The sequence below is a fragment of the Pseudomonas sp. LBUM1660 genome (assembly GCF_059695935.1).
This window is the reverse complement of record NZ_CP166795.1, coordinates 37,719-59,531: the sequence shown is the minus strand read 5'-3', so window position 1 is coordinate 59,531 and position 21,813 is coordinate 37,719. Positions and strand designations below refer to the sequence as shown.

17 protein-coding genes and 1 pseudogene are annotated in these 21,813 nt (G+C 59.7%); 9 read left to right on the top strand and 9 right to left on the bottom strand.

The window, feature by feature from the left end:
* The first annotated feature begins 3 nt into the window (after positions 1-3).
* From ACA068_RS00275 to ACA068_RS00260, 4 genes are all read left to right on the top strand, one after another.
* On the top strand, positions 4-879 hold the full coding sequence (locus tag ACA068_RS00275) for an endonuclease/exonuclease/phosphatase family protein (RefSeq protein ID WP_497306747.1): 876 nt from the start codon (positions 4-6) through the stop codon (positions 877-879).
* Positions 880-2,910: a diguanylate cyclase gene (locus ACA068_RS00270; protein WP_497306746.1), complete on the top strand. Its 2,031-nt coding sequence runs from the start codon at positions 880-882 to the stop codon at positions 2,908-2,910.
* A 103-nt stretch (positions 2,911-3,013) separates the two neighbouring features.
* The gene (locus ACA068_RS00265) at positions 3,014-3,793 is read left to right on the top strand and encodes an N-acetylmuramoyl-L-alanine amidase (protein ID WP_497306745.1); all 780 of its coding nucleotides are present in this window, start codon (positions 3,014-3,016) and stop codon (positions 3,791-3,793) included.
* Between the two features lie 75 nt (positions 3,794-3,868).
* A complete protein-coding gene (locus tag ACA068_RS00260) occupies positions 3,869-5,482 on the top strand; it encodes an EAL domain-containing protein (protein WP_497306744.1) in 1,614 nt (537 codons plus the stop codon).
* Between the two features lie 15 nt (positions 5,483-5,497).
* On the opposite strand, the gene ACA068_RS00255 is transcribed toward ACA068_RS00260, so the two are convergent.
* Both ACA068_RS00255 and algB read right to left on the bottom strand, forming a co-directional pair.
* Positions 5,498-7,285 carry an ATP-binding protein gene (locus tag ACA068_RS00255; RefSeq protein WP_497306743.1) on the bottom strand — a complete coding sequence of 596 codons (1,788 nt, stop codon included), beginning with the start codon at positions 7,283-7,285 and terminating at the stop codon, positions 5,498-5,500.
* A gap of 7 nt (positions 7,286-7,292) precedes the next feature.
* On the bottom strand, positions 7,293-8,639 hold the full coding sequence (gene algB / locus ACA068_RS00250; protein ID WP_497306742.1) for a sigma-54-dependent response regulator transcription factor AlgB: 1,347 nt from the start codon (positions 8,637-8,639) through the stop codon (positions 7,293-7,295).
* 441 nt (positions 8,640-9,080) lie between these two features.
* On the opposite strand from algB, the gene ACA068_RS00245 reads away from it, so the two are divergent.
* The 5 genes from ACA068_RS00245 to ACA068_RS00225 all read left to right on the top strand — a co-directional run bounded on the left by ACA068_RS00245 (position 9,081) and on the right by ACA068_RS00225 (position 13,540).
* The gene (locus tag ACA068_RS00245) at positions 9,081-9,368 is read left to right on the top strand and encodes a hypothetical protein (protein WP_497306741.1); all 288 of its coding nucleotides are present in this window, start codon (positions 9,081-9,083) and stop codon (positions 9,366-9,368) included.
* Between the two features lie 85 nt (positions 9,369-9,453).
* Positions 9,454-9,618 carry a DUF1328 domain-containing protein gene (locus ACA068_RS00240; protein WP_003177151.1) on the top strand — a complete coding sequence of 55 codons (165 nt, stop codon included), beginning with the start codon at positions 9,454-9,456 and terminating at the stop codon, positions 9,616-9,618.
* A 2-nt stretch (positions 9,619-9,620) separates the two neighbouring features.
* Entirely contained in the window at positions 9,621-10,085 is a 465-nt protein-coding gene (locus ACA068_RS00235) for an inhibitor of vertebrate lysozyme family protein (RefSeq protein ID WP_497306739.1), read from the top strand.
* 698 nt (positions 10,086-10,783) lie between these two features.
* Positions 10,784-12,115 carry a glutamate/aspartate:proton symporter GltP gene (gene gltP, locus ACA068_RS00230; protein ID WP_219094745.1) on the top strand — a complete coding sequence of 444 codons (1,332 nt, stop codon included), beginning with the start codon at positions 10,784-10,786 and terminating at the stop codon, positions 12,113-12,115.
* A gap of 195 nt (positions 12,116-12,310) precedes the next feature.
* The gene (locus ACA068_RS00225; protein WP_497306737.1) at positions 12,311-13,540 is read left to right on the top strand and encodes a nucleoside recognition domain-containing protein; all 1,230 of its coding nucleotides are present in this window, start codon (positions 12,311-12,313) and stop codon (positions 13,538-13,540) included.
* A 117-nt stretch (positions 13,541-13,657) separates the two neighbouring features.
* On the opposite strand, the gene ACA068_RS00220 is transcribed toward ACA068_RS00225, so the two are convergent.
* The 7 genes and pseudogenes from ACA068_RS00220 to ACA068_RS00190 form a co-directional block, all read right to left on the bottom strand.
* Positions 13,658-14,284 (bottom strand): ABC-type transport auxiliary lipoprotein family protein, encoded by a 627-nt coding sequence (locus ACA068_RS00220; protein WP_497306735.1) that lies wholly within the window; start codon positions 14,282-14,284, stop codon positions 13,658-13,660.
* Positions 14,281-15,219 (bottom strand): MlaD family protein, encoded by a 939-nt coding sequence (locus ACA068_RS00215; RefSeq protein WP_497306733.1) that lies wholly within the window; start codon positions 15,217-15,219, stop codon positions 14,281-14,283. The genes ACA068_RS00220 and ACA068_RS00215 overlap by 4 nt, the downstream gene beginning before the upstream one ends.
* Before the next feature lies 1 nt (position 15,220).
* Positions 15,221-16,024: an ABC transporter ATP-binding protein gene (locus tag ACA068_RS00210; RefSeq protein WP_497306731.1), complete on the bottom strand. Its 804-nt coding sequence runs from the start codon at positions 16,022-16,024 to the stop codon at positions 15,221-15,223.
* Complete coding sequence (locus ACA068_RS00205; protein WP_497306730.1) at positions 16,021-17,169, bottom strand: ABC transporter permease; 1,149 nt, start codon at positions 17,167-17,169, stop codon at positions 16,021-16,023. Before ACA068_RS00205 ends, ACA068_RS00210 begins: the two co-directional genes overlap by 4 nt.
* A gap of 55 nt (positions 17,170-17,224) precedes the next feature.
* Positions 17,225-18,253 (bottom strand): DUF5924 family protein, encoded by a 1,029-nt coding sequence (locus tag ACA068_RS00200; protein WP_497306728.1) that lies wholly within the window; start codon positions 18,251-18,253, stop codon positions 17,225-17,227.
* Between the two features lie 256 nt (positions 18,254-18,509).
* A pseudogene (locus ACA068_RS00195) lies at positions 18,510-19,885 on the bottom strand (M16 family metallopeptidase).
* A 177-nt stretch (positions 19,886-20,062) separates the two neighbouring features.
* The gene (locus tag ACA068_RS00190) at positions 20,063-21,721 is read right to left on the bottom strand and encodes a Na/Pi cotransporter family protein (protein ID WP_497306727.1); all 1,659 of its coding nucleotides are present in this window, start codon (positions 21,719-21,721) and stop codon (positions 20,063-20,065) included.
* Between the last annotated feature and the right edge of the window lie 92 nt (positions 21,722-21,813).

The window sequence follows — 21,813 nt, the reverse complement described above, 5'->3', positions numbered from 1 at the left end:
GCCATGCGCCGCTGGGGAACTGAACGCGTCGTTGGCCTGCATGATCCGCGGGTCAACGAGCATCACTTGGAATCGACGGGCTTGCCCGCAGACAGCCGTCTGCGCTTGCTCAGCTTCAATATCCAGGTCGGTATCAGTACCGAGCGCTATCGGCACTACCTGACCCGAGGCTGGCAGCATCTGCTGCCGCACACCGGACGTGCCGACAACCTGCAAAAGATCGGCAATCTGTTGGGCGACTTCGATCTGGTTGCCTTACAGGAAGCCGATGGCGGCAGCCTGCGATCAGGCTACGTCAATCAGGTGGAACACCTGGCGCAACTCGGCGCCTTTCCCTACTGGTATCAACAACTCAATCGCAATCTCGGTCGTCTCGGCCAGCACAGCAATGGCGTGCTCAGCCGCCTGCGTCCGTGGGCGATTGAAGATCATCCGCTGCCGGGGCCAAAGGGCCGCGGGGCGATTCTGGTGCGTTTCGGCGAAGGTCCGGAGGCGCTGGTGGTCGTCATGATGCACCTGGCGCTGGGCGCTCGGGCCCGCAGCATGCAACTGGCTTACATCCGCGAGTTGATCGGCGGCTATAAACACCAGGTGCTGATGGGCGACATGAATACCCACGCCAGTGACTTGCTGCAAAACTCCCCGTTGCGTGACCTCGGCCTGCTCGCGCCGCAACTGGAAGCGACGTTCCCTAGCTGGCGCCCACAGCGCTGTCTGGACCATATTCTGCTCAGCCCCACCCTGACCCTTGAAAAGTTCGAGGTGCTGGCACAACCGATTTCAGATCACCTGCCCGTCGCGGTAGAGATTCGTCTGCCGGGTTCGCTCACGGCCGATGCATTCCCCGCGTTGAGTCCTGCCCCTTCGCGGATCCCATGAATGAGCGACGAAACACAGCGCTGGAAAGAGAAATACCTTAAAAGCATCGAACAACAGGAAAAGCTCGAACGCCGATGGGATGCCCGGCTCGACCTGCTGCGTCGTGGGCTGGTGCGCAGCACCCTGGCCGCAGAAGGCACCGATCGCGCCGTTGACCAGTGCATGAAGGAAATGCGCGAAGTCGTGCGCACCGATGACATGGACGCCGGCCTGGCCGCCCTGCTTCCTCGTCTGGAAAAAGCCGTACTCGATTCCGAGCAACGCCGGGAAACCCGGGTCAATCAGACCAGCGCCGCACTGACTGCGCTGGTGACTCAGCTGCAAACACTGCCACTGCCCCGCGAAGTCAGCCGTCCACTGAAGAACTTTGCCAAACAACTGGACAGCCGAGTCAGCCAGGCACGTGAGATTCCGCTGCTACTCAGCGAATTGAGTGGCCTGCAAGGCAAAGCCTTACGCCAACTGGATACCCCGGCAGAACCTGATCGCCCCGGTTTTCTGCAGCGACTGTTTGGTAACCGGGAAGCGGATGAGGCCGCGCCGCAGATCGCCGCTCCTGCGGTGCAAACGGCTATCGCGCAGACTGTCGAACCGATTGCCGCACCGCTTGCCGAGACCCCGCCGGTACCAGCTGATCTCGCACCCACGATCGAGCAGCCGCCAGTCGTACAGCCAACGGTAATCGACGTCCAACCTGCCGCTGCAATCCCTGAATCACTGGAAATACACGCAACGGAACCTGCTCCGGAAGTGGTGGCGTTTGTCCCGCCCGTGCTTCAGCCAGAGACTGCATCTGCGCAACCTGTAGAGCCACCGACACAGCCGAATATCGAACAACTGGCAGAACCAGCGCTTCCGGACATTACGCCAGCCGAGCAAGTGCCACAGGCAGTCAACCCGGATGAACTGACCCCGGTGACCATTGAGGCGGAGCATCTCGCGCCCGTGGATAGTCTCTACGCCCTGCCCGACTCACCCGAGCCGTCCTACAGTTCTGTCGCCAAGCACATCGAAGACACGCTCCTGGGCCTGCTCGACGACCTGACGTTGCCCGAACGCCACCGACCGCAAGCCGAAGCGATGCGTGATCGCCTGCAAAACGGGTTGAACTGGTACGAACTGATCCCGATCCTCGATGATCTGGCGACTTTGATGCTGGCGATCACCGACAGCGGTCAACACGAATTCGAAGCTTACCTGCAGCAACTCAACGAACGTCTCGAATCGTTCCAGAGCAACTTGCAAGCAGCCAGCGACGGCCATGCCGACAACCGCTCTGCTGCGCGCGAGATGGATACGCAGATCCGCGAGCAAGTCGATGGCCTCCAGAGCAGCATGCAGGAAGCGGCGGACCTGGACGACCTCAAGCACGTCCTGGAGAACCACCTCGAAGGCCTGCTCGGCACCATGGATCAACACCAGAAGCAGCGCGACGAGCGCGAGCAGGAAGTTGCGGCTCGGTTGCAAAGCCTGGCCGAACGCGTGGCGCACATGGAACAGGAAGCGCTGGGATACCGCGAACACCTTGAAGAACAACGGCAAAAAGCCCTGATCGATCCCCTCACCAGCCTGCCCAATCGAGCGGCCTGGAGTGAACGGTTGGAACACGAAGTCCGCCAATGGCAGCAACACGGCAACACCCTGTTGCTGGCGATGCTCGACCTCGACCACTTCAAACGCATCAACGATAACTACGGTCACCTGGCAGGTGACAAAGTGCTGAAAATCATTGCCAGCGTGCTGCGCAAACGCCTGCGCGGGACGGATTTCATTGCGCGGTTCGGCGGCGAGGAATTTGTCCTGTTGATGCCCGCCACACCATTGGCAAGCGGCGCCAAATTGCTGGAATCCTTGCGTGCCTCCATCGAAGCATGCCCTTTCCACTTCAAGGGTGAGCGAGTGACCATCACCATTTCCATGGGTGTGACGGCATTTAAAGCCGGCGAACATAGCGATTGGGTGCTGAAAAGAGCCGATCAGGCGCTGTACCGTGCGAAAAATGCCGGTCGCAATCGAGTTGAGGCTGGCTGACAGCCAATTGTTCCATTTCATTTAAAACAGCGCTTTTGCCTTCTGCGCGCAAGTCAGTACGTTACACTGTTGCATTACTGTCTTGCGTGTATTGCCTCCTGCCATGAAATGTCTTGCTCTCATTGTGTCGCTGCTCCTGTTGACCGGTTGTGCCAGCGGTCCACGGATCGATACCAGCCACCCTTCAGCCAATCACGACAGTCGTATTCAGTTCGTGGTGGTGCATTACACCTCCGCCTCCCTCGAGCGCTCGCTGCAGTTGCTGACCCATGGCGAGGTCAGCAGTCACTACCTGATCGGTGACGACAAAGGCGCCACCATCTATAAGCTGATGGATGAAAATCTTCGGTCCTGGCACGCAGGCGAAAGCGAATGGCAAGGCCGGACCTGGCTGAACTCCAGCTCCATCGGCATCGAGATCGTCAATCCTGGCTTCAAAGACACGCCGACGGGCCGCCTTTGGTATCCCTACAGCGAAGATCAGGTTCAGTCGCTGATCTTTCTGCTCAAGGACATCAGCAAGCGTTACAACATCAACCCTCGTTCCATCATTGGCCATAGCGATATTGCGCCGTTGCGCAAGCTCGATCCCGGCCCGTTGTTTCCCTGGAAGCGCCTGGCTGACGAAGGCATAGGCGTCTGGCCAAACGAGCAGGCCGTCGCACGCCAGCAAGCCCAGTTCGCAACAGAACTGCCGAGCATCAGCTGGTATCAGGGACAGCTGGCCCGACTGGGTTATGCCACGCCACAAACGGGCGAGCTTGATGTTGCCACGCGCCATGTACTGGCGGCCTTTCAAATGCATTTCCGTCCCACCCGATTCGATGGCACCCCTGACGCTCAGACGGCGGCGCTCCTGCAAGTTTTGAATCAGACAAAATAATGACGCCCGCCCGACGGTAAGGGCTTTTTCTCAATCAGCAGCTATAACTCATTGGTAATTCTTCGGATATCCATAATGGCTGTAGCTCGAGAGACGCTCCGTAGTTGGTTCTATCGCCCTTGGTTTTTGGCGATGCTCGCTGCTGCCTTGAGCGCCACGCTATTGATGGCCGCCAGCCTGTTTCTGGCGATGCATCAAGTCGAGCAGAGGGAAAGCCAGGAAATGAATGCCCAGGGTGAGCGCTTTCTCGCCCGTCTGGAGCAGATGTTCGGACAGCTGCGCGAAAGCCTCGACGATCTGGAAGCCCAACCCCTGCGTGGCTGCGATGATGAAATGATCGCAACCTTGCAACAGGTCAGTTTCAATTACCGATTCGTTTATGAAGCTGCCTACATGGATGCCTCTCGGATTTGCTCGAATCGCCCTCGCCAGGAAGGGCTGTCGCTGAGTCGACCACCGGACATCAAGGGCCCCACCTACAGCTACTGGCTAAACACCACCACCGAACCCGATGAAAACCGTGCTGCGCTGATGCTGGGACGCGGCAACTTTCGGGTCGCAACCTCTCGCGGCCATTTGACCGACATGGTCGATCTGTCCCCGGGCAGTAGCCTGCTGGTGGTGCTCTCCCATGGCACTCGTGCGATTCCTGTCCTCGGTGCTGCACAGGTCTGGCCACCCACGGAGTTCTGGCCCCTGGAAAGCCGAGATGCGCTGCAGGTGACACAAACCCGCTTGATTTACCGCATGCCCACCAACAATCCCGAATACCAATTAGTGCTGATCAACCCACGCACGAACATGCATGTGCCGGCCGTGTGGTGGTGGCTGCTGCCGGCCAGTCTGGCGCTGGGTGTCCTGGTCGGTTTCATGGTGTTTCTGCTGGTGCGCCAGCGTCAGTCACTGGACGCGGAACTGAACGGCGCCATTCGACGTGGCGAACTACAGGTGTTGTATCAGCCGATCTTCGATCTCGACAGCCGCAACTGTGTCGGAGCCGAAGCCTTGCTGCGCTGGCGAAGGCCGGATGGCACGCTGACCAGCCCTGACCTGTTTATCCCGATGGCGGAAAACACCGGCCAGATCCGTCAGATGACAGACTTCGTATTGCAGCGACTTCTCGAACAACTGGGGCAACTGCTACGCGCCAATCCGCAGTTGTACATCTCCGTCAACCTTGCAGCTTGCGACGTCATGGTGCCGCGTATCGGCCAGGTGATGGCACGCCTGCTGACCTTGCACCGGGTCGCGGCAAAGCAGATTGCCTTTGAGGTGACTGAGCGGGGCTTGATCGATGTGGTGGTGGCCAGGGAAAACCTGCAAGCCTTGCGCGATGTCGGGCATCAGGTGCTGATCGATGATTTCGGCACGGGCTATTGCAGCCTCGCCTACCTGCAAACCCTGCCGGTGGACTGCCTGAAAATCGACAAGGCGTTTATTGATGCGCTGGGCCATGATGCCGCCAGCAGCGGCGTGGCACCGCACATCATTCACATGGCCCACGCCCTGCAACTCAGGGTGATTGCGGAGGGCATAGAACATGAAGCCCAAGCGGTGTTTCTGAGCAGCGAAGGGGTCAAGTATGGTCAGGGTTGGCTGTTCGCCCATGCACTGAGTGCCGTGCAGTTCATCGAACTGATTACCCGTGGTCGCCGACTGAGCAATCGACGCCTGGATGATGAAGCCTGAGCAGACTGCTGCGGTCTACACCGCCAGCGCCATGTAGAACTGCGTGCCCTGCCCCGGCCGCGAATAAACGCCCATCCGCCCGCCATGCAACTGCACGATTTCCTTGCACAACGCCAAACCAAGCCCGGCACCGCCCTTTTTGCGGCCGACCTGGACGAAGGGTTCGAAGATCCGCCCCTGCTGACCGTAGGCAATGCCCTCACCGTTGTCCTCCACGCTGATAATCACTCGCTCACCATGGCGCCGCGCCTGCAAACGTATCAGTCCATCCTGGGGGGTATGACGCAAAGCGTTATCGATCAGGTTATCGAGCACCCGATCCAATTGCGCCTGGTCGGCCTGCAATCTGGGTAATGGCCCCTGCACTTCCACCAGCAGCGCGATACCCTGCTGCGCCGCAGACCCGGCAAAGCGTGCCTGAGCCTGCGCCAGTAACTCTTCGATGGAACAAGGCGCCAGCGTGAGTTTCTGCAACCCGTTTTGGTAGCGCGAGAAATTCAGCAGGTCGTTGATCAACTGCATCAAACGCTGCATTTCTTCATTCACGGTGTCCAGCAAATCGGCTTCGCGGGAGTCTTCAGGAAATTTCGCCCGTTCGCGGAACAGACCGAAAGCCATGTGCATGCCGGTCACCGGGGTGCGCAACTCATGGGAGGCGCGCAAGACAAACTCGCTGCGCACCCGTTCGAATGCACGTTGTTCTGTGACGTCATGCAGCACCATCACGGCGCCAAGAATGTGGCCCTGCGTATGGCTGACCGGGGTCAAGCTGTAGGTCAGCAACCTCGACTCGCCGTCGACCTCAACGCTCAGGTCTTCTGGCGCCCGCTCCAGAGTCCCGCCGCGCAGCACCAGCTGCAGCTGCTCATCCAGTTCGGGACGATCGAGCGCTGTGCCCAGCCCTTGACCGAGTCGATCGGTTTCCCAACCCAGCTGACGCTGGGCCACGGGGTTGAGGTGTTCCAGATGGCCTTCGCGGTCGATCATCAACAACCCATCGTCGATGCTGTCGAGTACCGCTTGCAAACGCTGCTGACCGGCGAGCAGCTCGTCGATGTTCATCGCCTGATGCTCACGCAGCGCCTGCGCCATGAGGCCGAAGCGCTTGGTCAACTGGTTCATTTCCTCGGCGGAGGAAACCGGCAGGGTCACTTCGAAATTACCTTGGCCGATGTTGTCAGCGGCCTGGACCAACGCTTCGATCGGAGCGCCAAACCGGCGGGCGATTCCATGGGCGGTCACGAACCCGATGATCAGCACCGCCAGCCCCACCAACCCGAGCAGCCCGGCAACCAGCAAAGCGCGTTCCCGGGCCTGGCGCTCGGTGTTGTTGATGTTATCCAGTGCGCGCTTTTGTTCAGTAAGCAGACCGCTGCGAAGGGTGTTGAATTTTTCCGTCAACGCCTCGCTACCGCCCAATACAGGCTTCGGCACTTTTGTCTGATCGTAGGCTTGAAGAAAGTCGAGGTAGTCAGCCTTGGCCTGTTTGAAACCGTAGCCGCCGTTGCCGGATTGCTGAAGGGTGATGCCTTCTTCAAGCAACTCGAGGTAGTTTTTCCTGGCGGTCTCGAACGCTGCGGGATCGGGCTTTTCGTTGATCATGATCATGAGCTGATCGCCCAAGGTCTGACGCAATTTCAACCCCAGGTCCAGCGTGACAAAGTTGTTGCGAACCAACACTTCCTGGGTGCCGGCCATCTGCATCACGCTGACCAGCCCGAGCAAGAGCCCGAGCAGCGCCACGGTGATCAGTGCCGAAATACTCAGAAACAGCCGAGTACGCAGCTTCATCGCCAGTTTCATTGCAGGCTCACAGGTTGTACTGCTTGCGTTTGCGGTACAGGGTCGAGGCATCAATGCCGAGTGTCTTGGCCGCCTGATCCAGCGTATCCGCGGTGGCGAGGACGGCACCGATGTGGGCTTTCTCCAACTCATCCAGGCTCAACGCCGCGCCAATACGCGGTGCATTGTGGGTCGGAGTCTCGGCCATGCCCAGATGGCTGATCTCGACCCGTTCCTGAGGACAGATAATGCTCGCCCGCTCCACCACGTTACGCAGTTCGCGGATGTTGCCGGGCCAGCGGTAACCCAGCAACGCTTCGCGAGCCTCGTCGCTGAAGCCCCGTGCCGGACGCGCATACTCCTTGACGAAGCGAGCCAGGAAACGGTCGGCCAGGTTCAGAATGTCTTCCCGGCGCTCGCGCAGTGGCGGCAAGTGCAAGGTGATGACGTTCAGACGGTAGAGCAGGTCTTCACGGAAACGACCGTCGCGCACCATGTCTTCGAGGTTCAGGTTGGTCGCCGCGAGGATGCGCACATCGGCGCGGCGGGTCACCGGATCACCCACTCGCTCGTATTCCTTGTCCTGGATGAAACGCAGCAACTTGGGTTGCAACGTCAATGGAAAATCGCCGATCTCGTCGAGAAACAAGGTACCGCCGTCCGCCTGATTGACACGTCCCAAGGTGCTTTCGCTGGCACCGGTGAATGCGCCTCGGCTGTGGCCGAAGAGTTCACTTTCCATTAATTCAGCGGTCAGGGATGGGCAGTTGATGGTGACGCAGGATTTCTTCTGGCGTTTGCTCCAACCGTGAATGGCTTGGGACAGCTCACCTTTACCGGTACCGGATTCGCCGAGAATCAGAATGTTGGCGTCAGTGCTGGAGACCTGGCGTGCGGTTTCCAGTACCACTTTCATGGCAGGGCTATGGGAATCCAGACCGTCCTTGGGTTTACGCACTTCGCCTTCAAGGGCTTCCAGCCGCGCCGATAGCTGCCGAACTTCCAGCTGTTTGGCGGTGGCCAGACGCAATTGGTCGGGGCTGCAAGGTTTGACGAGGTAGTCGGCGGCACCGGCCTGGATCGCATCCACGGCGGTGTCGACAGCCGAGTGAGCGGTGACGATCACCACCCGCATCCACGGAGCCTGAATGCGCATCTGGGCCAGCACATCCAGGCCATTGTCTTCACCCAGGCGCAAATCGAGGAAGCACAGATCGAACACCTGACGTTGCAGCAACGCATCGGCCTGCGCTGCACTGTTCGCGGTGGCGACGCTATAGCCTTCATCTTCGAGGCAATAACGGAAGGTTCGCAGAATGGCGGACTCGTCATCCACCAGCAGAATGCGGCCTTGATGCTCAGTGGCTGATTCCATGTTCCTGCGCTCCTTTGATGAGTGATCTTGGTTAGTCCCGGAAAAATCGGGCAAGTTGCATGGTTGATTCTGATCCATTCCAGCCATGGCAGGGTAGCTCTCTACTCATCCATAAGCTAATGGGCTGATTTTTATGGTTTTTTACAAAAAAAACCGCTGTTAAGGCGAATACCCACGTCCCTTTCTGACATCCGCGCCCTCCTCTCAATTCAAAAATAATCCAAGTTGCCGGAAATCGATCGTGCAATACGCACGACCCTGCGCGGCCCATCGTGCAGGATGCGTCCACCCCAATTTTCAGGATTAAACTAACTTATTGATTTAAAACTATTTTTTCATAAGAAAAAGCTGGCATGCAGGCTGCAATAGTCTGGGTAATCAGGGCCACTTGTATCCGACGCCCACTAACAAGATCACCACCAGAGTGGGAGGAGTTTCAGGATGAATCGCCAACGTGTCGCCCCATTGCGCATCTCGCCTTTGCATCTTCAACAAGGCCTGTTTGGCGTTCTGGCGCTGCTGATCACGCTGATCGCAGGCCAGCAGTTCCTGCTTTGGCAACAGAGCCAGCAACCAGAGGTTCCGCACGTGTCGATTCAACATCCAACCCAGACCCATTTCAGCGCCGTCAGCAGCAGCCAGGCTGACCTCGCCCCGATGCGAATGATGGACGTCGATCAGGCTCAGCCTGCGGATGAGATGCCTCGTCAGGAACGTTGGGTGTTCTGAGCAAACGAACTTGGCGCCCTCGATGCGCCGGGAAAAGCACCACTAGCAACATCTCTAATATAATAGAAGCGTAAGGAGAATCACCATGTTGAGCTGGGCAATCACATTCTTGATCATTGCCATCATTGCCGCAGTACTGGGCTTCGGTGGTATCGCGGGCACCGCCACGGGTATCGCCAAGATTCTCTTTGTCGTGTTCCTGGTGATGTTCATTGCTTCCTTCTTCTTTGGCCGTCGCGGTCGAGGCTGAATATGAGCGTTTTGTTAAAGACACTGGCAGCCGCCCTGCTTCTGGGCGGTAGTGCCATGGCGATGGCGGCCAATGACGGCCAGACGCGGGCCAGCGAATTGTTGAATTCGGACCCGCAGTACCGTGAAACGTGGACTAAAGTCGTTAAAAAGGAAGAGCGACTGCCGGAATGGGTGATGAACCTGTCTGGCGATGCCGAGCAAATGAATGCTGTTGAAGAGGATGACGACAAGTACCTGGTCGGGCCGCTTTGCGAAACGCAACCGACGTGCCTGAACAAGCGCTTGATCGTGGCTTTCAGCTTCGACAAAAAGGACGCCTACGCCATGCTGGTCGAAGTACCTGCAGGATTGCCGGCCGACAAGTCGCCAACGCGACATGCCGACTACCGCTTCCTCGGGAAACCGGACCCAGGCATGCAGGATCTGTTGATGGAACAACTCAAGAAAGATCCGAACTGGTACTGAGTTTGAAACACGAAAGGAGCAGCATCGCTTCTTTCCAGTGCGCTACCCGAGGAAGGTAGACGCATGACCAAGGGGTCGGGACGTTCTGACTGTTTCAGGGTCGGAGTGACCTACGGGCACATGGAGTGTCTGCGCAAGGGCCGGGTCAGGTAATAAAGCTGCGACGCAAGTTCGCCAGTCCATAGCGGCTCGACGGACTTGCGAAGAGCTTCAACGTGCAAAGCGTTGATCTAGAGCACTGCGCTCATTCCCCTCTGCTGCATATCCCCCGCCAAACCGTTTCGCGGTGTTTCTTCACGACCGTATATCGAGAAACCTCCGACTTTCGGCAGAAGAGTTTTCGCTGCCAAACGTAGGTTTTTTCCGAAATTTCGTCATGAATTCAACTGTTTAAAAAACAACCAACCACCTCTGAAATGGCCGGTTCACGGCACTTATGCCTGCCGAAATGTCGTATTCGAACCGGTTGGGACGCGAGTTTCAATTAAAAAAGCTCATGCCGATTCGGCATAGGGTAGGCGTTTACGGCATTAGACGTCGCTTCCTTGCATCGGAATAGTTGCGCCTTTTTTCGCCTGCAGAGAGCCGTAATAAAGCGCTCAGGGGCACCTTATACGGGGGCAGATGCACAGACTTTTTCGCCACGAGCGTTCCAGTTCTTGCATTCGCCTGAGTCAAACGCAAGTAAGGGTAAAGATATGAAGAAGGCAAAGCTCAGCCTCGCCTGGCAGATCCTCATCGGTCTGGTTCTGGGGATAGCAATCGGTGCGCTGCTCAACCATTTCAGTGCCGAAAAAGCCTGGTGGATCAGCAACGTCCTGCAACCGGCAGGCGATATCTTTATCCGTCTGATCAAGATGATCGTGATCCCGATCGTCATCTCCTCGTTGATCGTCGGCATCGCAGGCGTAGGCGACGCGAAGAAACTCGGGCGTATCGGCCTCAAGACCATCATTTACTTCGAGATCGTCACCACCATCGCCATCGTGGTCGGTCTGGTGCTGGCCAACGTGTTCCATCCGGGCACCGGCATCGACATGAGCACCCTGGGTACCGTGGATATTTCCAAGTACCAGGCGACGGCGGCCGAGGTTCAGCATGAACACGCGTTCATCGAAACCATCCTCAACCTGATCCCGTCGAACATCTTCGCGGCCATGGCCCGCGGCGAAATGCTGCCGATCATCTTCTTCTCCGTGTTGTTCGGCCTCGGCCTGTCGAGCCTGCAATCGGACCTGCGCGAGCCGCTGGTGAAGATGTTCCAGGGCGTATCCGAGAGCATGTTCAAAGTCACCCACATGATCATGAACTACGCCCCGATCGGCGTGTTCGCACTGATCGCGGTGACCGTGGCCAACTTCGGCTTCGCCTCTCTGGTGCCACTGGCCAAACTGGTGATCCTGGTTTACGTCGCCATCGCCTTCTTCGCCTTTGTGGTGCTGGGCCTGATTGCTCGCCTGTTCGGCTTCTCGGTGATCAAGCTGATGCGCATCTTCAAGGATGAGCTGGTCCTGGCCTACTCCACCGCCAGTTCCGAAACCGTGCTGCCGCGCGTGATCGAGAAGATGGAAGCCTACGGCGCGCCGAAAGCCATTTGCAGCTTCGTGGTGCCGACCGGTTACTCGTTCAACCTCGACGGCTCGACCCTGTACCAGAGCATCGCGGCGATCTTCATTGCCCAGCTGTACGGCATCGACCTGTCGATCAGCCAGCAATTACTGCTGGTGCTGACCCTGATGGTCACCTCCAAAGGCATCGCCGGCGTACCGGGCGTGTCCTTTGTGGTGCTGCTGGCCACCTTGGGCAGCGTGGGTATTCCGCTCGAAGGCCTGGCGTTCATCGCCGGTGTCGACCGCATCATGGACATGGCGCGTACCGCTTTGAACGTGATCGGCAATGCCCTGGCCGTACTGGTCATCTCCCGTTGGGAAGGCATGTACGACGACGCCAAGGGCCAACGCTACTGGAACTCGCTGCCGCACTGGCGCAGCAAGGAAAAGCTGCCGGCGGGCGAGATTTCCAGCAACTGACACAAACCTCTGTAGGAGCCGGCTTGCTGGCGATGAACGATAACGCGGTTTGCCAGATACACCGCGGTGTGGCAATCGCCAGCAAGCCGGCTCCTACAGATGCGTGGCGTATATATGAACCCCGGAGAAATCCGGGGTTTGTCGTTTCTGCACACCCCGCTATCATTCGCGGCATTCTTCGGGGGGATTTGACTGATGCTCAATGGCCTGTGGCTTGGCTTTTTCATCGTGGCTGCCGTTTCGGCGCTGGCGCAATGGCTGATCGGCGGTAACGCCGGGATCTTCGCGGCGATGGTGGAAAGCATTTTCGCCATGGCCAAGTTGTCGGTCGAAGTCATGGTCCTGCTGTTCGGCACCCTGACCCTCTGGCTGGGCTTTCTGCGAATTGCCGAGAAAGCCGGGATCGTCGAATGGCTGGCCAAGGCGCTGGGCCCGCTGTTTCTGCGGCTGATGCCCGAAGTCCCGGCAGGTCACCCGGCCATCGGCCTGATCACACTCAACTTTGCCGCCAACGGCCTGGGCCTGGACAACGCCGCCACGCCGATTGGCCTTAAAGCCATGAAGTCGCTGCAAGAGCTCAACCCCAGCGACACCATCGCCAGCAACGCGCAGATCCTGTTCCTGGTCCTCAACGCCTCCTCCCTGACCCTGCTGCCGGTGACGATCTTCATGTACCGCGCCCAGCAAGGTGCGCCTGATCCGACGCTGGTGTTTCTGCCCATCCTCCTAGCAACAAGCTGCTCGACAGTAGTGGGCCTGCTGTCGGTGGCGTTCATGCAACGTCTGCGGCTGTGGGACCCCGTGGTGCTCGCGTATCTGATTCCCGGTGCCCTGGCCCTCGGTGGCTTCATGGCGCTGCTGGCGACGCTCTCGGCGACCGCTCTGGCCGGCTTGTCATCGATCCTCGGCAACCTGACGCTGTTCGGGTTGATCATGCTGTTTCTGGTCATCGGCGCCTTGCGCAAAGTGAAGGTCTACGAAGCGTTCGTCGAAGGCGCCAAGGAAGGCTTCGACGTGGCCAAGAACCTGCTGCCATATCTGGTGGCGATGCTTTGCGCCGTCGGCGTACTGCGGGCGTCCGGGGCACTGGATTTTGGTCTGGACGGGATTCGGCACCTGGTGGAGTGGGCCGGTTGGGACACGCGCTTCGTCGACGCACTGCCGACGGCGATGGTCAAACCATTCTCCGGCAGCGCCGCGCGGGCGATGCTGATCGAGACCATGAAGACGTCTGGCGTGGACAGTTTCCCGGCGCTGGTGGCGGCGACGATCCAGGGCAGTACGGAAACGACGTTCTATGTGCTGGCGGTGTACTTCGGCGCGGTGGGCATCCAGCGGGCGCGGCATGCGGTGGGGTGTGCGTTGCTGGCGGAGCTTGCCGGCGTTCTCGGCGCGATCGGCGTTTGCTACTGGTTCTTCGGTTAACGCAAAACCCTGTGGGAGCGGGCTTGCTCGCGAATGCGGTGTGTCATTCAACATTGATGTCGACTGATACACCGCATTCGCGAGCAAGCCCGCCCCCACAGGGGATCTGCATAAGCCTCAAGGGCGAGGTGGCGGCGCACCTTTCTGGCCTTGCTCTACCGCCCAACTCACCACCTGCGCCGTCAACTGATCGCTCGCCTGGCCAAACCCGGCCACCACCGCCGGCACTTTCACATCGCTCAATGGCTGACGCACTTCAAAGCGGCGGCTGGCGAGGATGCGCTGGTCATACCCGCGCACCAGCAAGGCATCCAGCCGCACGACCACGCTGGCGGCGGTGCCTTGGTATTCGGTCTGAAACGCCTGCAAGCTCCCGCTCAATTCCAGGTCTGCCTGGAAATTGCTGTCATCCGTGCTCAGTAGCGGCACTCGACCGTCCCGCTGGAAACCATCAAGCAACCGATTACGCAGCAACACCGGCGCCGGATCGCTCCAGCGCGAGGCGGTGTAACTGCTGATCAGATCACCTTGCGGGATCACGGCGATTTTCGGGCTGTTCAACGCTTCGCTGGCCTGCGGCTTGGTCAGGCGCAGCGACCAGTGTTGCGGCGCTCCGTGACTGGCCGAAACGCTGCTCTGGGCCGACGGCAAGCGATAGACATCGGACGGCTCGGACTTGGGCAAGATCGAGCAGGAGCTGACCAACGTGAAGCTGGCGAGGAGGGCGAGGGTCGCAAGCTTCATGGTGTGAACTCCTTGTTCTTGTCATTGCCCAGCAAGTAACCGCTGGGGTTGGCTTCCAGGCGTTGGGAAATGGTCCGCAACGACGTCAGGGTGTCGCGCAGTTCACGCACAGCGGGGGCCAGGCCGTTGAGGCCCTGCATGCCGCTGTTCAGAGAGTCCTGATTGGTCGTGAGCAATTTATTGATGGTGGCGCTGCTTTGTTCCAGCGATTTCATCGCCTGCTCGGCGCTACCGAACATCTGCTTGCCCTGATCATTGAGCAGGCCGTTGGCGTTGCGCATCAGCGCCGATGTCTGTTCCAGCATGGCGCCAGCCTGCTTGCCGACGGACGCCAGTTGCTGCATCGCCTGACGAATATCACCGCGCTGGTCGGCGATGGTGCCGGTGGTTTGTTCCAGATGTTCCAGCGTCTTGCTGATGCGCTCGACGTTCTCCGTGGAAAACATCAGGTTGGCGTTATGCATCAGCGTGTTAACACCGGCCATCAAGTCACCGCTGTCATTCAACAAGCGAGCGATAGGCGAGGGCGAAGCGATAATCACCGGCAGATAACCGTCCTTGCCCTTGAGCGTCGGACTTTGCGGAGTACCACCACTGAGCTGGATGATCGAGGTGCCGGTAATCCCGGTCAGCGCCAGGATGGCCCGGGTGTCTTCCTTGATCGGTGTATCGCCGCCCAGACGAATTCGCGCCAGCACCCGGCGCGGGTCTTTCGGGTCCAGGCGCAACGTCACCACGTCGCCGACCTTGATCCCGCTGTACTGCACGGCGCTGCCCTTGGACAAGCCACTGACCGCCTCGTTGAAGACGACTTCGTAATCCTTGAACTCGGTGTCGACGCTAGACTTGGCCAGCCACAGACCGAAGAGCAGGGCGCCCGCCACCACAATCACGGTGAACAGGCCGATCAATACATGATGGGCTCGGGTTTCCATGTCAGACCTCTTTCAACTGTTGAGCGGCGGTCAGCGCCGCGCGGCCGCGAGGGCCATGGAAGTATTCGTGAATCCACGGATCGTCGGTTTCCGAGACCTTGTCGATGGCGTCCGCCACCAGCACCTTTTTCTGCGCCAGCACCGCCACGCGGTCGGTGATGGTGTAGAGCGTGTCGAGGTCATGGGTCACCAGAAACACACTCAGGCCCAAGGCATCGCGCAGCGTCAGGATCAATTGATCAAAGGCGGCGGCGCCAATCGGGTCGAGGCCGGCGGTGGGCTCGTCGAGGAACAGGATGTCCGGGTCCAGCGCCAGTGCCCGGGCCAGCGCCGCGCGCTTGATCATGCCGCCGGACAGCGAGGCAGGGTATTTTTCCGCCGCCGACAGCGGCAGCCCGGCCAGGGCCAGTTTTACCGCCGCCAGATGCTCGGCATCTTCACGGCTCAGGCCGGCGTGTTCGATCAAGGGTAGGGCGACGTTCTCGGTCACGGTCAGCGAAGAGAACAGCGCGCCTTTCTGGAACAGCACGCCGAAACGCCGTTCGACCATCGAGCGTTCGTGTTCGGACAGCGTCGGCAGGTTCTTGCCGAAGACCTTCACCACACCCTCGCTGGGCTGGCGCAAGCCGACGATGCTGCGCAGCAACACCGATTTCCCGCTGCCGGAACCGCCGACTACGGCGAGGATTTCGCCCTTGTACAAGTCCAGATCGAGGTTCTCGTGCACGCTCTGGCTGCCGAAGCGATTGCACAGCCCACGGACTTCGATCACCGCCTCGGAGGGCGCTCGGGGTAAACGACTCACCAGCCCATCTCCATGAAAAACAGCGCGGCCACGGCGTCGAGCACGATCACCACGAAAATCGACTGCACCACGCTCGACGTGGTGTGCGCGCCCACGGACTCCGCGCTGCCACTGACCTTGAAGCCTTCGAGGCAACCGATAGCAGCGATCAGGAACGCGAAGATCGGCGCTTTGACGATCCCCACCAGAAAGTGTTGAACGCCGATATCGGTTTGCAGCAGCGACAGGAACATCGCCGGCGAGATACCCAGCGACACGGCGCAGACCACGCCGCCGCCGATGATCCCCGAAATCATGGCCAGGAAAGTCAGCATCGGCAACGCCACCAGCAACGCCAGCACCCGCGGCACCACCAGCAATTCCATCGGGTCGAGGCCCAGGGTTCGGATGGCGTCGATTTCTTCGTTAGCCTTCATCGAGCCGATCTGTGCGGTGAACGCACTGGCGGTGCGGCCGGCCATCAGGATCGCAGTCAGCAAAACGCCGAACTCACGCAGGAAGGAGAACGCCACCAGGTCCACGGTAAAAATACTCGCGCCGAAACTCGCCAACACCGTCGCCCCGAGAAACGCCACCACCGCACCGACCAGAAAGGTCAGCAGAGCGACGATGGGCGCGGCGTCGAGGCCAGTCTGTTCGATGTGCGCAACCATGGGCGTGATGCGCCAGCGCTTGGGGCGAAACAGCCCGCGAGCGATGGTTTCGAGGATCAGGCCGACGAAGCCCAACAGTTGCAGGGTGTCCTGCCAGACGGCGTCGACTGCGCGGCCAATGCGGGTCAGCAGTTGAATGCCGACGCTGATTTCCGGTTCCTTGATCGGCACGCAGAAGTCGCTGAGCGAGCAATAAACCGTCTGCAACAAGGCACGGTCGGCAGGGGACAACGTGCAATCGGGATGCTCGGCGGATCGGCCCAAACGCTCGGACCCGAGCAATTCCACCAGCAGCGACGCACCGGCCGTGTCGAGCGCACCGAGGCCATTGAGATCGATGTGCGTGCTGTCGTCGTATTGGCCGCGAAGTTTTTCGCTCAGGTGCTTGAGATCGGCGTAATGGGCAAGCGTCCAGTCACCCGTGACCCGCAGGTGTGCAGGGGAGTGAGAGGCGTCTAGCTGGGCGTTTCCGGCCATTGTGCTGCTGGTCATAAGCTCCGTGCTTGTTCGGCAATTTACGCAGAGCTACGTAATAGCACGAACCGGATTACTTTTCTTTGATCGGTGTGCTGTCCGTGATCTTGAAGCGCAGCACGCCGATAACCTGACCGTCTTCGGTCAGCACACGGACCTGCCATTTGCCAGCCGGGTTGCCCGGGAAGTTCTGCTTGTGGGTCCAGGCGCGGTAGCCTTCCTTGCGCCCGCCGTGGATGTCCAACGGGATGCGATCGACCTCTTTGCCGTTGAACTGCCAGACGTGATAAATCCGCTCATCCAGGCCGCGCGGCGCGTTGATTGCGGTGTAGGCGTACAACCCGTCACCACGGATCTGCTCGGCGCTGACTTCTTCCAGACTCTTGCCGGGTGTGCGGTCCTGCATTTGCGTGCTGATCGCCACGTCGGTCATCCACAGGGTGGCCGGTGGCACCCACGAACGCAGGACCCAGCCGAGTGCACCGATGCCCAGCGTGATACTCAGGATCGCCAACGCGTTGCGCACGGTGCGGATCGGGAAGATTGACGCCAGGCTCGGAAACGACAGCAAAACAGCGGTGCCCAGCGCCAGTTTGAAGCTCTGCGAAGTGGTCAGGTGCAGGATGACGGGCAGGGCGGTGAGCAGCGCGGCGAACAGCGTCAGCGTGTGCAACGCCAGGAACGCCCAGCGCCGGGGCGCCAACCATTTGTAGTAGAGCGGGTCGATGATGGAAATCAGCGCAGCCGCGCACAGCAACCCGGTGAAGAACAACTGGCTGCTGTTCCAGGTCGTGGTGATGAAAAAGAACGGCAGGACGAAAAACAGGCTTTCCTGGTGGATCATCTGCGTGGCGTAACGCAGCAAAGGCTGGGGAATTTCGCGCTTGAAGAGCCTGGCGAACAATTTGGTCAGGCTGTTTTCAAGCATCAGCCAGATCCAGCTGAGCACCATGATGGTGGTGATCCATGTCGCCAGGCCTTGCTGACGATCAACCAGAACGAAGCTGCCGACCCCGGAGATAAAACCACCGAGCGCAATGACCCCTGGATAGCGCTTCATCAATTCCAGGATGCGCTGGACGTACAGGGTCAGAGTAGGCATTCGGCGGTTCGCAATAGTCGTGGGGAAAATCCTCGACAGAGTACCGCCCGAGCGGGGGGCGTGGCGAGGGGGATACGTCCGTTTGCCCTATACAACATTGTGGCGAGGGAGCTTGCTCCCGCTGGGGTGCGAAGCGCCCCCAAACCCGCACACTGCGTGTCATCAGGTAGAACGCAAGCACCGGTTATACGACTGCTGCGCAGCCGAGCGGGAGCAAGCTCCCTCGCCACAAAAGCCCGGCTACCAGGGCGGCCAGTTAACGGCGGCGATGGACTCGCCAAGCTAAAACTCCGAGGACAATCAGGCCAAACACCCCGGCCATCGCCCACATCAACTGGTCATAACTCATCAGCGGCTTCTCGATCCGCACATACCCCGTCTGAACGAGCAACTCGCGCATGGCCTTGTTCGCTTCCGCCAGGGTCACGCCTTGCAGTTCCTTGGCCGGGTCGGCGAAACGCCCGTCCTGGTAGTCCCCAAGCGCGCTCCAGTAGTAATCGGCCAGCACGCTGTTGCCTTGCACGGCCCAGGCCTGGCGGCGATGGCGGCCTGTTTGAGGCGGTTGAAGGTGTCTGCGTGGAGACCGTCCTTGAGCAAGTCGGCCTTCAAATCCTCCAGCACCTGCTGGGCCTCCGTCACATCGTCGCGATCAAGGTCGGCGTTCAGGCTCATGAAGCCCACCCCGCCAAACACCTCGCGCTCGGCCGAGGGGCCATAGGACAAACCGTGGGCCAGGCGCAGTTGGCGATAGAGCGCCCAGTCCAGATAGTCCTTGAGCAGGTCGAAGGTTTCGTCGTGCTGATCCTGCAGCACCGGTTCCGGCACCAGCCAGTGCAACTTGGCGCCTCCGCCGACAAAACCGTCGCCCAGCGTTCGCTCGTGCGCAGCGCTGGCCTGGATTTCCGGCAAGGGCAGGTGATCGGTAGGCTCGACCGCTTCAAGTGCGCCATACGTGCGCTCCAGATACGCAGGTAACAACTTGTCGAGCTCGCCGACCACGATCAGCGTCATGTTGTTGGGCGCGTACCAGGCCTTGCGCACCGTCTCCAGTTGCTCGCGGGTCAGATAATCGACCTCGGCCCGCTCCGGGCATTTAAGGCCCAGTTCAATCGCCAGTTGATTGCTCGCCGTGTGGCCCAGATCCTGACGATCCAGCCAGCGTTGCAGGTGCGAGTAGTGGCCGCCGTCTTCGCGCTCGACCACTTGCTTGGCCGCGTTGATCGCGTTGTCGTCGATGCGGGTCTGCGTCAGCAGTGCCAGCAGCAGGTCGAGCACCTTGCGCTGGTTTTTCGCCGGGGCTTCGATGACGAACGTGGTGTCGGCGTTGCTGGTGAAAGCGTTCCACTCACCGCCCAAGGCCTGCATCCGCTCTTCCAGCCCACCTTCGCCGGTGGCATCGATGCCGCTGAACAGCAAGTGTTCAAGCAGATGCGGCAGCTCCTTGTCGGCGCAGCTGAAATCATCCAGGCCCACGCCAACCACCAGACGAATCGCCACATGCCCGCGCTCGGTGCCCGGTTTGAGCAGCAATTGCAGGCCGTTGGGCAGCGTATAGCCCTCGACCTGGAAGCGATCCAGGGCAAACGAAGGGAATGAGCCAAGCAACAGACAGGCGAACAGCAGACAACGCATAGCAAGCTTCCAGGCAACCAATCGGAGATCCATGTCGTCCTTCAGGCCGCCTTCGCGAGCAAGCCCGCTCCCACAGGTGATTTGTGGCGCTCACAAAAACAATGTGGGAGCGGGCTTGCTCGCGAAGACGGTCTTGAGGCTGAACCAATGTAACTGACTGACCCCACCGCCAGACGTTCAAGGCGAATGCGTAATGTCAGCCATATCGTCGACCGCCAGTGCGCCGGTGTCCGACGTTTCCAACACCACATAAGCGCTGCTGCAGAACAGCGAATTCAAACGTTTCATGTCGGCGATCAGCTCCAGGTGCAGCGAACTGGTCTCGATACTCTGCACGATCTTACGTTGCAATCGGCTGACATGAGCATGGGCCAGGCGGCGTTCCTGTGCGCGAAAGCGACGTTTCTCACGCAGCAGCTGGCGGGCACTTTCCTTGTCGGCACTGAGAAATACCGACAAGCCCAGACGCAGGTTAGAGATCAACTGGCTGTGCAACCCGGCCAATTCTTCCAGCCCGACGTCGGAAAAAGACCGGCGTTGCGAAGTTTTCTGCTGCTGCACCTTGCGCAGCATGTGTTCAATCAAGTCGCTGGCGAGTTTGAGATTGATCGCCAGTTCGATGATTTCCGCCCAACGCCGGCTGTCCTGCTCGCTCAGGTCTTCGCGGGGCATTTGCGCCAGATAGAGCTTGATGGCGCTGTAGAGCGCTTCGACATCATCCGTCAGTTTGCGCATTTCCTGGGTGATGGCGGATTGTTTGCCGCGCAGCACGTCGAGCATCGCTTCGAGCATGTTGTCGATCAGATCGCCCATGCGCAGGGTTTCTCGCGCGGCGTTGGCCAGTGCCAGGCTGGGGGTGACCAATGCCGTGGGATCAAGATGCCTCGGTTTGGCGGTGCCGTTGACCTGCGGGCGCTCCGGCAACACCCATGCGCAAAACCTGGCCATCGGACCAACGCTGGGCAACAGGATCAGGCAGCGTGCGGTGTTGTAGAGCAGGTGAAAGCCGATGACCATTTCCTGAGGGCTGAAGTCAAGACTGTCGATCCAGTGCACCAGCGGGTCCAGCACCGGAATGATCAGCAGCAGGCCGATCAACTTGTACAGAAGGCTGCCGAGCGCGACCTGACGGCCGGCGGCGTTTTGCATGCTGGTGCTGAGGAACGCGAGGATGCCACTGCCGATGTTGGCACCAATCACCAGGCCGATCGCCACCGGCAGACTGATCACACCAGCGCCAGCCAGGGTCGCGGTCAGCAGGACGGCGGCCAGGCTGGAGTAGGAAATCATCGCGAACGACGCGCCGACCAGGGCATCCAGCAGAATGTCGCCGGTCAACGAGGCGAAAATCACCTTCACTCCCTGGGCCTGGGTGATCGGCGCGGCGGATTCGACGATCAGTTGCAGCGCCAGGATGATCAGCCCCAGACCGATGCTGACGCGGCCCATCTGTCCAACCCGGGTCTGTTTGCGCGACAGGAAGAAAATCACCCCAAGAAAGATCAGCAGCGGCGACAGCCACGACAAATCGAGCGTCAGCACCCGCGCCATCAGCGCGGTACCGACATCGGCCCCGAGCATGGTTGCCAGGGCCGGGGTCAACGCCATCAGGCCCTGACCGACAAAAGAAGTGACGAGCATGGCGGTGGCATTGCTACTCTGAACCATCGCGGTGACGACGATCCCCGAGATGAACGCGAGCCAGCGTTTGGACATATTCTGGCCGATCACATGGCGCAGATTGGAACCGTAGACCCGCAGGATGCCGGTTCGGACGATATGCGTGCCCCAGATCAACAAGGCCACGGCAGATAACAAATTGAGCAGGGTGAGCATGCAGGCCCCCTGTGGTGGTAGCGCCCCAAAGGGGCAAATTGACGGTGCCGCGCGACGTTCTACGTTCTGTACTTAAGCTGTAGTTGGCTAAC